Consider the following 12,250-nt stretch of genomic DNA (forward strand, 5'->3'; position numbering starts at 1 on the left):
AATGTCGGCCTCTCCCCGTAGGAGCGAGCTCTGCTCGCGAACGTTGATACCCCAGAAGCTTCGCGAGCAGAGCTCGCTCCTACACAGGCTGTGCGCAGGCCTGCTGGCCCTGTGCCTGGCCCTGCCCGCCCATGCCGAAGGCTTTATCACCCGCCTGCTGAACAAGCCGGTGCCCGGTGGCGTGGCGGTGGTCGATCTGGGCAACCCGGCGCAGGCGCCCGGGGTGCGCTACCAGGGCAAGCCGGTACTGACCGTGCACGAGGATGGCCAGCGCTGGATCGCCATTGTCGGCATACCGCTGAGCGTCAAGCCCGGCACCCAGCACATCGAAGTCGAAGATGGTCGCCGTCTGGCCTTCCAGGTCAGTGCCAAGCATTACGCCGAGCAGCGCATCACTCTCAAGAACCAGCAGCAGGTCACGCCCAACGCCAGGAACCTCGCACGCATCGAACGCGAGCTGGCCGAGCAGACCCGCGCCTACCGGCAGTTCAGCCCGCGCCAGCCGAGCAACCTGTTGTTCGACAGGCCGGTGAACGGGCCGCTGTCGAGCCCCTTCGGCCTGCGCCGCTTTTTCAACGGCCAGGAGCGCAATCCGCATTCGGGCCTGGACTTCGCCGCCAACCGTGGCACGCCGATCAAGGCGCCAGCGGCCGGCAAGGTCATCCTCGTCGGCGACTATTTCTTCAACGGCAAGACGGTATTTCTCGACCACGGCCAGGGCCTGATCAGCATGTTCTGCCACCTGTCCGAGATCGACGTGAAGCCCGGTGACGAGATTCCGCGTGGCGGCCATGTCGGCAAGGTCGGTGCCACGGGCCGCGCCACCGGGCCACACCTGCACTGGAACGTCAGCCTCAACGACGCCCGCGTCGATCCGGCGATCTTCATCGGCGCGTTCAAGCCCTGACACGACGCAAGCGGCAACAACTGCCGTTTCGATCAGCAAACCTTTTTTGCTAGGGTACAGCGGCTCGCATGACCGGCCCTGTCACTCCGGTCTGCCTTACCGCCTGCTTCGGAGCCGGATATGCCGAATGAGCTCACAACCTGGATGGATTGGCTGCAGCAGCAGCCGAAACTGCTCACCCTGACCGCCAGCCTGACCCTGATCGTCGCCGCCTGGCTGTCGAACTGGATCGTCAAGCGCATACTGGTGCGCGCCATCTACCGCGTGGTCGGCGCCACCGCACTGGGCCGGCATGGCCAGATCAAGGAAAGCGGCCTCATCAAGCGCCTGCCAAACATCGTCCCGGCGCTGGTGCTGACATCCGGCGTGGCAGTGGTGCCGGGTATGCCGACAGCGGTGGTAAAGGTCACGCAGAACGTCTGCAGCGCCTTTATCGTATTGACCATCGCCCTGGCCATCGCCGCCCTGCTGGATATCCTCAACACCCTCTACCAGCGCCGCCCCAACGCCCACCTCAAGCCGATCAAGGGCTACCTGCAGGTGGTCAAGATCGCCCTCTTCGCCATCGCCGCCATCCTCATGGTGGCCACACTGATCGATCGCTCGCCACTGATCCTGCTGTCCGGCCTCGGCGCCATGGCCGCCGTGCTGATGTTGATATTCCAGGACACCCTGCTGTCGCTGGTGGCCAGCGTGCAGATCTCTTCCAGCGACATCATCCGCGTCGGTGACTGGGTGGAAATGCCCCAGCTCAATGCCGATGGCGACGTGATCGACATCGCTCTGCACACGGTCAAGGTGCAGAACTGGGACAAGACCATCACCACCATTCCCACCAAACGTTTCATCAGCGACCCGTTCAAGAACTGGCGCGGCATGCAGGAATCCGGTGGCCGGCGGATCAAGCGCTCGCTGTATCTGGATCAGACCAGCGTGCATTTCCTAAGCGACGAGGAGATCGCCCGTCTGCGCCGCTTCATGCTGCTCGACGAGTACCTCGACCGCAAGGATCAGGAACTGCGCGAGTGGAACCTCAAGCTGGCCGAACATGGCAAGGAAGCGGTCAACACCCGACGCATCACCAACATCGGCAGCTTCCGCGCCTATGTCGAGCACTACCTGCGGCACAACCCCAACGTGCACCAGAACATGACCCTGCTGGTGCGCCAGCTCAGCCCCACTGCCGATGGCCTGCCGCTGGAGGTCTACTGCTTCACCAACACCACGGCGTGGAACGCCTACGAAGGCATCCAGTCGGATATATTCGACCACCTGCTGGCCATCCTCCCCGAGTTCGGCCTGCGTGTGTTCCAGCACCCCAGCGGAGCCGATATGCGCGAGCTACGGATGAGTCTGCCAACGGCCGGCGAGCCCCCTTTGCACGCCCCCACGCGCGCGCCTGAACGACTCGCCGAAACCGCCCCCTGACCCAGCCGGAGCTTGCCATGATCACCGTGCATCACCTGAACAACTCGCGCTCGCAGCGCATTCTCTGGATGCTCGAAGAGATCGGCGTCGACTATCAGATCAAGCACTACCAGCGCGACCCGCAGACCATGCTGGCTCCCGCCGAGCTGCGCCAGGTGCACCCCCTGGGCAAATCGCCCTTGATCACCGATGGTGAACTGACCCTGGCCGAATCCGGCGCCATCATCGAATACCTGGCCGAACGCCATGGTGACTGGCTACTGCCGCCCCCAGGCAGCCCGGAGCGCTTGCGCTGCCGCTACTGGCTGCACTATGCCGAAGGTTCGGCGATGCCGCCGCTGCTGCTCAAGCTGGTGTTCGACAAGCTGCGCAGCTCACCCATGCCCTTTTTCATCAAGCCCATCGCCCGTGGCATCGCGGACAAGGTCGGCCAGGCCTTCATCACGCCGCAACTGAAGCTGCATTTCGATTACCTGGAAAGCCAGTTGAGCGAGCATGAGTGGTTCGCTGGTGACGCCTTCAGCGCCGCCGACATCCAGCTCAGCTTCCCGCTGGAAGCGGCCGCTGCCCGTGGCGTGCTGCCGAACCACCCGCGCCTGCACGACTTCCTGCAGCGCATCCACGCCCGCCCGGCCTATCGCCGCGCCCTGGAGAAGGGTGGCGCCTACGACTACGCCGACTGAGTCAGGATCAGGTCTGACCAGCGAGGAGTCCTTCGTCGGCCAGGCACAGCAAACACGATTCGCTGAAAACACCTCGATTCGAGCAATAAAATCCACCGATAAAAACCAAATCGCAATAAATCGGCGTTTTTCCGGCAAGCATTGCCATATCCACGCACGGTGGATAGGGTTTCCCCATGAAAAACGTCAACGTCCTCTTTCTTGTCCGCCAGCTCGCGTGCCTGCGACTGGTCAGCCCGCGACTGCGAAGCCTCGCCTGAAGCTCCGTTTCCTGGCCGCTGTGGCCTCGTGTTCGCCTCCCTATTTTCGCAGGGCCTGCTCATGACCATGCTCAAAGACCCGTCGAAGAAGTACCGCCCCTTCACCCAGATCCAGATTCCGGATCGCACCTGGCCGGACAAGATCATCGACAAGGCGCCGATCTGGCTGTCCACCGACCTGCGCGACGGCAACCAGTCGCTGATCGAGCCGATGGATGCCGAGAAGAAGATGCGCTTCTTCAAGTGCCTGGTCGCTGTGGGCCTGAAGGAAATCGAAGTGGGCTTCCCGTCCGCTTCGCAGACCGACTTCGACTTCGTGCGTGAGCTGATCGAAGGCGGTCACATCCCCGATGACGTGACCATCCAGGTACTGACCCAGGCCCGTGACGACCTTATCGAGCGCACCTTCGAGTCGCTCAAAGGCGCCAAGAAAGCCATCGTTCACTACTACAACGCCTGCGCGCCGAGCTTCCGCAAGATCGTCTTCAACCAGGACAAGGCCGGCGTCAAAGCCATCGCCGTGGCCGCCGGCACCACCATCAAGCGCCTGGCCGAAGCCGCGCCGGAAACCCAGTGGGGCTTCGAGTACTCGCCGGAGGTGTTCAGCAGCACCGAGATCGACTTCGCCGTCGAGGTGTGCAACGCGGTGATCGAGGTGTTCCAGCCGACCCCGGCGAACAAGCTGATCCTCAACCTGCCGGCCACCATCGAGTGCGCCACGCCGAACAACTACGCCGACCAGATCGAGTGGTTCGGTCGTCATGTCGACCGCCGCGACAGCGTGCTGATCAGCGTGCACACCCATAACGACCGTGGCACCGGCGTCGCCGCTTCGGAACTGGCCGTGATGGCCGGCGCCGACCGTGTCGAAGGTTGCCTGTTCGGCAATGGCGAGCGCACCGGCAACGTCTGCCTGGTGACCCTGGCGCTGAACCTCTACACCCAGGGCGTCGACCCGGAGCTGGACTTCTCCGACATCGACGCCGTGCGCAAGGTGGTCGAGGACTGCAACCAGATTCCGGTGCACCCGCGCCATCCGTATGTCGGCGATCTGGTGCACACCGCCTTCTCCGGCTCGCACCAGGATGCCATCCGCAAGGGCTTCGCCCAGCAGAAGGAAGACGCGCTGTGGGAAGTGCCGTACCTGCCGATCGATCCGGCCGACATTGGTCGCGACTACGAGGCGGTGATCCGTGTGAACAGCCAGTCCGGCAAGGGTGGCATCACCTTCCTGCTCGAGCAGGAATACGGCATCAGCCTGCCACGCCGCATGCAGATCGAGTTCAGCCAGGTGGTGCAGCGTGAAACCGACCGCCTCGGCCTGGAAATGACCGCAGCGCAGATCTACAAGCTGCTGGAAACCGAGTTCCTGCAAGCCACCCAACCCTATGCCCTGAAAGGCCACCGCCTGCAGGAAGAGAATGGTGAAAGCAGCGTCGAGGTGAAGGTTCAGGTCGACGGCCAGGAACAACGCTGGAACGGTACGGGCAAAGGCGCGCTGGAAGCGCTGGCGTCGAGCCTGCCGGTCACAGTCGAAGTCATGGACTACCATGAGCACGCCATCGGCGCCGGTGCCAACGCCAAGGCCGCCTGCTACATCGAGATCCGCCTGGACGGCCAGCGCCCGCTGCACGGCATCGGTATCGACGAGAACATCACCACCGCCAGCTTCCGCGCCCTGTTCAGTGCGCTGAACCGTGCGGTCAAGCAGGCCGAGCTGAAAACCGAAGCAGCCTGATCCGCTACGGAGCATCAAACACGAACCCCGCCGACTGGCGGGGTTCTTCGTTTCCATGTCGAAAATCAGGCACTTATGGGCATTGATGGAACAGGATCATGCAACCTGCCCATCACGCTCATGCTCTAACCTGCTTACCTGATTTTTTTGCACCCCAAGGAGAACTTCATGAGCACGACCCTCGCCTATGCCGCGCAGAGTGCACAATCGCCGCTGGCTCCGCACATTATCGAGCGCCGCAACGTTGGCCCGGACGATATCGCCATCGACATCCTCTACTGCGGCGTCTGTCACTCCGACCTGCACACCGCGCGTAACGAGTGGAAAAACACCCTGTACCCCTCCGTACCCGGCCACGAGATCGTCGGCAAGATCAGCGCAGTGGGCAGCAACGTCAGCGCGTTCCAGGTGGGTGAGATCGCGGGTGTCGGCTGCATGGTCGATAGCTGCCAGCACTGCGCCTCCTGTGGCGAGGGCCTGGAGCAATACTGCGAGAACGGCTTCACCGGCACCTACAACGGCCCGGTATTCGGCGGTGAGAACACCTTCGGCGGCTACTCCCAGCGTATCGTGGTCGACCAGCGCTTCGTGCTGCGCATCAGCCACACCGATAACCTGGCCGCCGTGGCACCGCTGCTGTGCGCGGGCATCACCACCTACTCGCCGCTGCGTCAGTGGAAGGTGGGCCCGGGGCAGAAAGTGGGCATAGTCGGCCTCGGCGGGCTCGGCCACATGGGTGTGAAGATCGCCGCCGCCATGGGCGCGCATGTGGTGCTGTTCACCACCTCACCGAACAAGCGCGAAGACGCCCTGCGCCTCGGCGCCAGCGAAGTGGTGGTGTCGAAGAACGCCGAGGAAATGGCCGCCCACCTCAACAGCTTCGACTTCATCCTCAACACCGTTGCGGCGCCGCACGACCTCAACCCCTTCCTCAATCTGCTCAAGCGCGACGCCACCATGACCCTGGTGGGCGCCCCCGAGTCAGCGCACCCATCGCCGGATGTCTTCGGCCTGATCTTCAAGCGCCGCCGGCTGGCCGGTTCGCTGATCGGCGGCATCGCCGAAACGCAGGAAATGCTCGACTTCTGCGCCAAGCACGACATCGTTTCGGATATCGAGATGATCGCCATGCAGGACATCAACCAGGCTTACGAACGCATGCTCAAGAGCGACGTGAAGTACCGCTTTGTGATCGACATGGCCAGCCTGCAGGCCTGATGAGCCGGCGCCGGGTCACTGTTGCTGGCCCGGCAACAATCCGCGAACGGCTCAAACAAACAGCAGCATCAGCACGCCGACCAGCAGCGCCGTCACGCCAAGGAAGAACAGAATGGCGATACCGGCGGCGCGCCAATTGGACAGGAAGGCACCGCCGGCTGCCGCGTGTCGCAGCAGATCGGCCTGGATCAGTTGCTTGGCCAGCAGCAGCATGCCGAGCAGTTGCAGGATGGCGAAGGGCAGGGTCAGGGTATCTTCGGGCAATACGAAGGACAGCACCGTGGTCAGCACCAACATCGCCAAAGCAACGCTCCAGACCATCGCCACATGCTTGGCCTTGCCTAGCTGCCGCAGGTTGTAGGCAAGCAGCCAGGCACCGGCCAGCGGCGTTCCGAGGAAGGTGCCGATGCCAATGGCGGTCATACGGTAGAGCGGCTGCCCACTGCTGAAAACATGCGGCTGCAGATCCGCCTGCGGGGGCTGAAACGGATTGGCCTGTTGTACATCCATGTCTTGCAGCTCCAAGATCAGTTCAGGGTGAAGGTATCGGCATCCAGGTGCGCTGGAAAACGCTCGCGGTAGCTGAGCAGCGCCTCGCTCGACAAGTGCACGCGGAATACGCCATCGCCTTCTCCTGCCGCCAGCAGCACCTCGCCCTGGAAATCCAGCACCTGGGAGTCGCCACTATAGCCATGCCCCTTGCCATCCTCGCCGACACGGTTCACGGCGGCGACATAACACAGGTTCTCGATGGCTCGCGCCGGCAGCAGGCGGTTCCAGTGCTGGCGGCGGGCTGCCGGCCAGTTGGCGGTGTACAGCAACAGGTCGGTGCCACCGATATCGCGGCTCCAGACCGGGAAGCGCAGGTCATAGCAGATTAGCGGGCGCACGCGCCAACCCTTGAGCTCCAGCACCACCCGCTCGCCACCTGCGCTGTAATGCTTGTGCTCGCCGGCCATGCGGAACAGGTGGCGCTTGTCGTAATGCGCCAGCGAGCCGTCCGGGCGCGCCCAGAGCAGGCGATTGCGGTAGCTGCCGTCGGCGGCCTGGATGATCAGGCTGCCGCAGATCACCGCGCCGATAGCCTGCGCCTGCTCACTTAGCCACTGTGTGGTGGGGCCATCCTCGGCTTCGGCCAGGGCCGCCGACTCCATGGAAAAGCCGGTGCTGAACATCTCCGGCAGGATCACCAGCTCGGCGCCGCGCGCCTGCTCCAGCAGGGCCTGGAAATGTTCACGGTTGGCCGCCGGATCCTGCCAGGCCAGTGCGGTCTGGATCAGCGCCAGTTCGAGATCGGGTCTGTCGTTCATCTCATCTCACTCGCCGTAGGGTGGATGTCGTTTTTCACATCCACCAAGCTTTGCTGGATAACACCGCTACACCGCGCAGAGCTTCTCGGCAGCCTGACGCAGGGTCTCCTCGCGCTTGGCGAAGCAGAAGCGCACCAGGCGCATGTCCTGGGGCGCAGACTGGTAGAACACCGACACGGGAATCGCCGCCACACCGTGCTCGCGGGTCAGCCATTCGGCCATGGCCACGTCGTCCAGATCAGGGCGAATGGCCGAGTAATCGGCGAGCTGGAAGTAGGTGCCTGGTGCGCGGGTGAAGGTGAAACGCGAGCCAGCCAGCAGGTCGCAGAACAGGTCGCGCTTGGCCTGGTAGAAGGCCGGCAGTTCCTCGACATGCTCGGGGTGCGCGGCCATGAAATCGGCCAGGCCATGCTGTAAAGGGGTCACGCCGCAGAAGTTGACGTATTGGTGGATCTTGCGCAGCTCGGCGGTCAATGCCGGCGGCGCCACCACGTAGCCGGTCTTCCAGCCGGTGACGTGATAAGTCTTGCCGAAGGAGCTAACCACGAAGGCGCGCTGATACAGCTCCTCGTGGGCCAGCACGCTGGCGTGCTGCATACCGTCGTAGATCAGGTGCTCGTAGACCTCGTCACTGATCACATGGATATCACGCCCGCGAATCAGCTCAGCCAGTTTGTCCAGATCGGCACGGGTCAGCAGCGCACCGCTGGGATTATGCGGCGAGTTGAGGAAGATCAGGCGGGTACGCGGCGTGATCGCATCGGCCAGGCGTTGCCAATCGACAGCGAAATTCGGCAGTGCCAGTGGCACATGTACGCAACGACCGCCTGCCAGTTCCACGGAGGGCTCGTAACTGTCGTAGCAGGGGTCGAGAACGATGGCCTCATCCCCGGCACGAATCAGCGCCTGCACCGCGCAGAAGATCGCCTCGGTGGCGCCAGGGGTGATGGTGATCTCGCTGTCGGCATCGCGCTGCACGCCATAGCTACGAGCGATCTTCGCGGCCACCTGCTGGCGTAGGCTCGGCAGCCCGGTCATTGGCGAATACTGGTTGCGTCCATCCATTACATGGCGCGCGACTGCCTCGCGCAACGCCTGCGGTCCGTCGAAATCGGGAAAGCCCTGAGAGAGGTTCAGCGCGCCTACATCGGCAGCGAGCTGCGACATCCGCGTGAAGATGGTGGTGCCGACGTTGGGCAGCTTACTGGTGAGCATGGCGCGCTCCTGATCGCGGGTATGCAGAGAGCTACAAGCTACAAGTTTCAAGCCGCAAGAAAAAGCCGGCCTGCACGCCTGCGCCTCTGCTTGCAGCTTGTGGCTTGCCGCTTAAAGCTATTTTTTCTTGTCCCTGCGCTTCTTCTCAGCCTTCTTGTGGTGGCTCATCAGGCGGCGCTTCTTGTTCACCTGGCGGTCGGTGAGGGTGTTCTTCTTGCCCTCGAAGGGGTTCTCGCCGCCCTTGTACTCGATACGGATCGGCGTGCCGACCAGCTTGAGCACGCGCCGGTAGGTATTTTCCAGGTAACGGGTGTAGGCGCGCGGCACGGCGTCGACCTGGTTACCGTGAATCACGATCAGCGGTGGGTTGGCGCCTCCCAGGTGGGCATAGCGCAGTTTGATGCGGCGGCCATTGACCAAAGGTGGAGCGTGGTCGCTGACGGCGTCTTCGAGAATCTGCGTCAGGCGGCTGGTGGGCCAGCGGGTGATGGCCGACTTGAACGAGGCCTGCACCGACTTGTACAGGTGGCCGACGCCGGTGCCATGCAGGGCGGAGATGAAGTGGATGTCGGCGAAGTCGACGAAGAACAGCCGGCGTTCCAGCTCGGTCTTCACGTAGTCCTTCTGCCCCTGATCCATGCCGTCCCACTTGTTCAGGGCGATGACCAGGGCGCGGCCGCTCTCCAACACGAAGCCGAGCAGGTTGAGGTCGTGATCGACCACCCCTTCGCGGGCGTCCATGACGAACACCACGACGTTGGAGTCCTGGATGGCCTGCAGCGTCTTGACCACGGAGAACTTCTCCACCGCCTCGAAGATCTTGCCGCGGCGGCGCACGCCCGCGGTGTCGATCAGGGTGTACTTCTCGTCGTCACGCTCGAAGGGGATGTAGATGCTGTCACGGGTGGTGCCGGCCTGGTCGTAGACCACCACGCGCTCTTCACCGAGCATGCGGTTGACCAGGGTGGACTTGCCGACGTTGGGCCGACCGATGATGGCCAGCTTGATGCCGTCCTTCTCGCTCGGGCCGGGGATGCGCGCGGCCTCCTGGCCTTCGAGCACCTCCTCTTCCTCGGCGCCCTCCTCCGGCTCGCCGGCATCCTTGGGGAAGCTGCCGAGCACGGCTTCGAGCATCTGAGTGATGCCGCGGCCATGGGCGCCGGCGATGGCCAGCGGCTCGCCCAGGCCCATGGGGCTGAATTCGGCGCGGGCCAGGTCGACGTCGAGGTTGTCGACCTTGTTGACGATCAGAAAGCTCTGCTTGTTACGCCGGCGCAGGTGCTCGCCGATCATCTGGTCGGACGCGGTCATGCCGGCACGCGCGTCGACCAGGAACAGCACGGCGTCGGCTTCTTCGATGGCCTGCAGCGACTGCTCGGCCATCTTCGCGTCGATGCCTTCCTCGTCACCGGAAATACCGCCGGTGTCGATCACGATGTAGGTGCGCCCCTGCCACTTGGCCTCGCCGTACTGGCGGTCGCGGGTCAGACCGGAAAGGTCGCCGACGATGGCGTCGCGGCTGCGGGTCAGGCGGTTGAAGAGTGTGGACTTGCCGACGTTCGGCCGGCCCACCAGGGCAATTACGGGAACCATCAGGCTCTCCACTTGGTTGATTCAGAAAATGCAAAGGCCGCTGCAGGGGCAGCGGCCAGGATATTGCGTGCTACCGGAGGCTATCCGGCAGCATAGCGCGTCATTTGATCTTGAGGCCGACCAGCTTGCCGCTGTTGCCGTAGACATACAGCCAGTCACCCACCACCAGCGGCTGGGCACGCAGGCCGTCGCTGTCGATACGGGTACGACCGACGAAACGCCCATCGACCTGGCTCAGCAGGTGCAGATAGCCCTCGAAGTCACCCACGGCGACATAGCTGGAGAACACCGCCGGTGCCGACAGTTGACGGCGCGCCAGCGACTCGTTGCTCCACAGCGCCGAAGCGCTACGCTCGTCGATGGCCTCGACGGTGCCACTGGCCAGACTGACGTAGACGTTACCGAAGCCCTGGGCGACACCCACGGAGCTGGACGCCTCGCGTTGCCAGAGAATGCGCCCGGATTCCAGATCCATCGCCGCCACACGGCCCTGGTAGCTCACCGCGTAGACGGTGCCACCGGAGAGCAGCAAGCCGCCGTCGATATCGACCACGCGATCCAGTTCGGAACGCCCTTGCGGGATGGCCACACGCTGTTCCCAGACCGGCAGGCCGCGCTGGGCATCGACGGCAATGACCTTGCCGCTGGACAGGCCCGCGACCACCAGGCGGTTGGTCACCAAGGGCGCACCGGTGCCACGCAGGGTGAGCACGGCTGGCGTATTCTCGACGATCCAGCGCTGGTTGCCGGTATCGGCATCGAAGGCGATCAGGCGGTCGTCCTGGGTCTGCACCACGACGATGTCACCGTTGCTGGCCGGCGGTGCCAGCACTTCGCTGGTCACCTGCGCGCGCCACTGCTCGCCACCGTCGGTGGCATCCAGGGCGACCACTTCGCCCTTGAGCGTGCCCAGCAGCACCTGACCATAGCCCGCGCCAATGGCACCGGACACCGGGATATCCAGCTTCTTGCGCCAGATCACGTCACCGCTGGTGCGCTCGATGGCCATGACCAGACCGTCGACATCGGCAGCGTAGATGACGTCGCCATCGATGGCGGGCACCAGCATGTTGAAGGTCTCGCCCTGGCCATCGCCAACGGAGCGGCTCCACTCGGTGCGCAGTTCGACCTCTTCGTCGAACTTGGTCAGTTCGGCTGGCGGCAGTTCCTTCTTGCTATTGCTGCTGCAACCCACGGCCAGAAGGGCCAGGGCCAGCAGTGCGGCATTCTTCCAACGCATCACGTCACGCATCCCCTTTTGCCAGGTCGTCCAGCTTCATCTGCAGGCCGCCAACGGCGGCGTCTTCGGTCAGGGCATCCTTGGCCTTCTGATAGGCGGCGTGCGCATCATCGCTACGCCCCAGTTGTACCAGCAGGTCACCCTTGAGCTCTTCACGGCTGGCGAGGAAGGCATCGTCGACCTTGGCATCGAGCAGTTTCAGCGCGGCATCGGTCTTGCCCTGCGCCGCCAGCACACGGGCCAGACGCTGACGTGCCAGCTCGCCAAGGGTAGCATCGGCAGGCTTGTCGACCACGGCCTGCAGATCGACTGCCGCATCGTCCAGCTTGCCCGCCTCGACCGCGACCTTGGCCACGAACAGGCGGCCGTACTGGGCATAATGGGTGCTACCGTACTGGCTCTCCAGCTTGCTGCTGATATCGGCGACCTTGGCCGCATCCGGCTTGCCGGACGGATCCAGCGCCGTTTCCAGCAGTTGCTGATAGAGCACGGAGGCGCCCTGGGACTGATTGAGCTGATACTTCTGCCAACCCTGCCAGCCAACCACGGCCACCAGCGCCAGCACGCCACCGGCGAGCAGAGGCTTGCCGTTGCGGTTCCACCAGTCCTTGAGTTGCGCGATCTGTTCGTCTTCGGTCTGCATGTCTAACCCCGTACT

Annotated in this window: 11 protein-coding genes; 5 read left to right on the top strand and 6 right to left on the bottom strand. The window is 63.7% G+C overall.

Annotated features, from left to right (window positions below):
* The first annotated feature begins 1 nt into the window (after position 1).
* The 5 genes from PVE35_RS19515 to PVE35_RS19535 all read left to right on the top strand — a co-directional run bounded on the left by PVE35_RS19515 (position 2) and on the right by PVE35_RS19535 (position 6,234).
* On the top strand, positions 2-907 hold the full coding sequence (locus PVE35_RS19515; RefSeq protein ID WP_277372720.1) for a peptidoglycan DD-metalloendopeptidase family protein: 906 nt from the start codon (positions 2-4) through the stop codon (positions 905-907).
* Positions 908-1,027: 120 nt separating this feature from the next.
* Positions 1,028-2,335 carry a mechanosensitive ion channel family protein gene (locus tag PVE35_RS19520; protein ID WP_277372721.1) on the top strand — a complete coding sequence of 436 codons (1,308 nt, stop codon included), beginning with the start codon at positions 1,028-1,030 and terminating at the stop codon, positions 2,333-2,335.
* Between the two features lie 17 nt (positions 2,336-2,352).
* Complete coding sequence (locus tag PVE35_RS19525) at positions 2,353-3,018, top strand: glutathione S-transferase (protein ID WP_268178747.1); 666 nt, start codon at positions 2,353-2,355, stop codon at positions 3,016-3,018.
* Positions 3,019-3,339: 321 nt separating this feature from the next.
* A complete protein-coding gene (gene leuA, locus PVE35_RS19530; protein WP_277372722.1) occupies positions 3,340-5,016 on the top strand; it encodes a 2-isopropylmalate synthase in 1,677 nt (558 codons plus the stop codon).
* Positions 5,017-5,184: 168 nt separating this feature from the next.
* Positions 5,185-6,234 carry an NAD(P)-dependent alcohol dehydrogenase gene (locus tag PVE35_RS19535; RefSeq protein WP_277372723.1) on the top strand — a complete coding sequence of 350 codons (1,050 nt, stop codon included), beginning with the start codon at positions 5,185-5,187 and terminating at the stop codon, positions 6,232-6,234.
* A 51-nt stretch (positions 6,235-6,285) separates the two neighbouring features.
* Here the strand turns inward: PVE35_RS19535 and PVE35_RS19540 are convergent, their stop codons facing one another.
* From PVE35_RS19540 to PVE35_RS19565, 6 genes are all read right to left on the bottom strand, one after another.
* Complete coding sequence (locus PVE35_RS19540; protein ID WP_268178750.1) at positions 6,286-6,744, bottom strand: hypothetical protein; 459 nt, start codon at positions 6,742-6,744, stop codon at positions 6,286-6,288.
* A gap of 17 nt (positions 6,745-6,761) precedes the next feature.
* Positions 6,762-7,544: an amidohydrolase gene (locus tag PVE35_RS19545; RefSeq protein WP_277372724.1), complete on the bottom strand. Its 783-nt coding sequence runs from the start codon at positions 7,542-7,544 to the stop codon at positions 6,762-6,764.
* A gap of 66 nt (positions 7,545-7,610) precedes the next feature.
* Positions 7,611-8,759, bottom strand: a complete 1,149-nt coding sequence (locus PVE35_RS19550; protein WP_277372725.1) for a pyridoxal phosphate-dependent aminotransferase — start codon at positions 8,757-8,759, stop codon at positions 7,611-7,613.
* 117 nt (positions 8,760-8,876) lie between these two features.
* Positions 8,877-10,352 carry a ribosome biogenesis GTPase Der gene (gene der / locus PVE35_RS19555; protein ID WP_268178753.1) on the bottom strand — a complete coding sequence of 492 codons (1,476 nt, stop codon included), beginning with the start codon at positions 10,350-10,352 and terminating at the stop codon, positions 8,877-8,879.
* A 100-nt stretch (positions 10,353-10,452) separates the two neighbouring features.
* On the bottom strand, positions 10,453-11,604 hold the full coding sequence (gene bamB / locus PVE35_RS19560) for an outer membrane protein assembly factor BamB (RefSeq protein WP_268178754.1): 1,152 nt from the start codon (positions 11,602-11,604) through the stop codon (positions 10,453-10,455).
* A complete protein-coding gene (locus PVE35_RS19565; protein WP_268178756.1) occupies positions 11,597-12,235 on the bottom strand; it encodes a tetratricopeptide repeat protein in 639 nt (212 codons plus the stop codon). Before PVE35_RS19565 ends, bamB begins: the two co-directional genes overlap by 8 nt.
* Between the last annotated feature and the right edge of the window lie 15 nt (positions 12,236-12,250).

It is taken from the genome of Pseudomonas sp. AA-38 (assembly GCF_029457475.1).
Classification (GTDB): domain Bacteria; phylum Pseudomonadota; class Gammaproteobacteria; order Pseudomonadales; family Pseudomonadaceae; genus Aquipseudomonas.

Excerpts from the sequence above, each read along its gene's own strand:
- PVE35_RS19545 (WP_277372724.1), bottom strand. The coding sequence starts at position 7,544 with ATGAACGACAGACCCGATCTCGAACTGGCGCTGATCCAGACCGCACTG.
- leuA (WP_277372722.1), top strand. The coding sequence starts at position 3,340 with ATGACCATGCTCAAAGACCCGTCGAAGAAGTACCGCCCCTTCACCCAG.
- PVE35_RS19525 (WP_268178747.1), top strand. The coding sequence starts at position 2,353 with ATGATCACCGTGCATCACCTGAACAACTCGCGCTCGCAGCGCATTCTC.
- PVE35_RS19540 (WP_268178750.1), bottom strand. The coding sequence starts at position 6,744 with ATGGATGTACAACAGGCCAATCCGTTTCAGCCCCCGCAGGCGGATCTG.
- PVE35_RS19550 (WP_277372725.1), bottom strand. The coding sequence starts at position 8,759 with ATGCTCACCAGTAAGCTGCCCAACGTCGGCACCACCATCTTCACGCGG.
- PVE35_RS19535 (WP_277372723.1), top strand. The coding sequence starts at position 5,185 with ATGAGCACGACCCTCGCCTATGCCGCGCAGAGTGCACAATCGCCGCTG.
- PVE35_RS19520 (WP_277372721.1), top strand. The coding sequence starts at position 1,028 with ATGCCGAATGAGCTCACAACCTGGATGGATTGGCTGCAGCAGCAGCCG.
- der (WP_268178753.1), bottom strand. The coding sequence starts at position 10,352 with ATGGTTCCCGTAATTGCCCTGGTGGGCCGGCCGAACGTCGGCAAGTCC.
- bamB (WP_268178754.1), bottom strand. The coding sequence starts at position 11,604 with ATGCGTGACGTGATGCGTTGGAAGAATGCCGCACTGCTGGCCCTGGCC.
- PVE35_RS19565 (WP_268178756.1), bottom strand. The coding sequence starts at position 12,235 with ATGCAGACCGAAGACGAACAGATCGCGCAACTCAAGGACTGGTGGAAC.
- PVE35_RS19515 (WP_277372720.1), top strand. The coding sequence starts at position 2 with ATGTCGGCCTCTCCCCGTAGGAGCGAGCTCTGCTCGCGAACGTTGATA.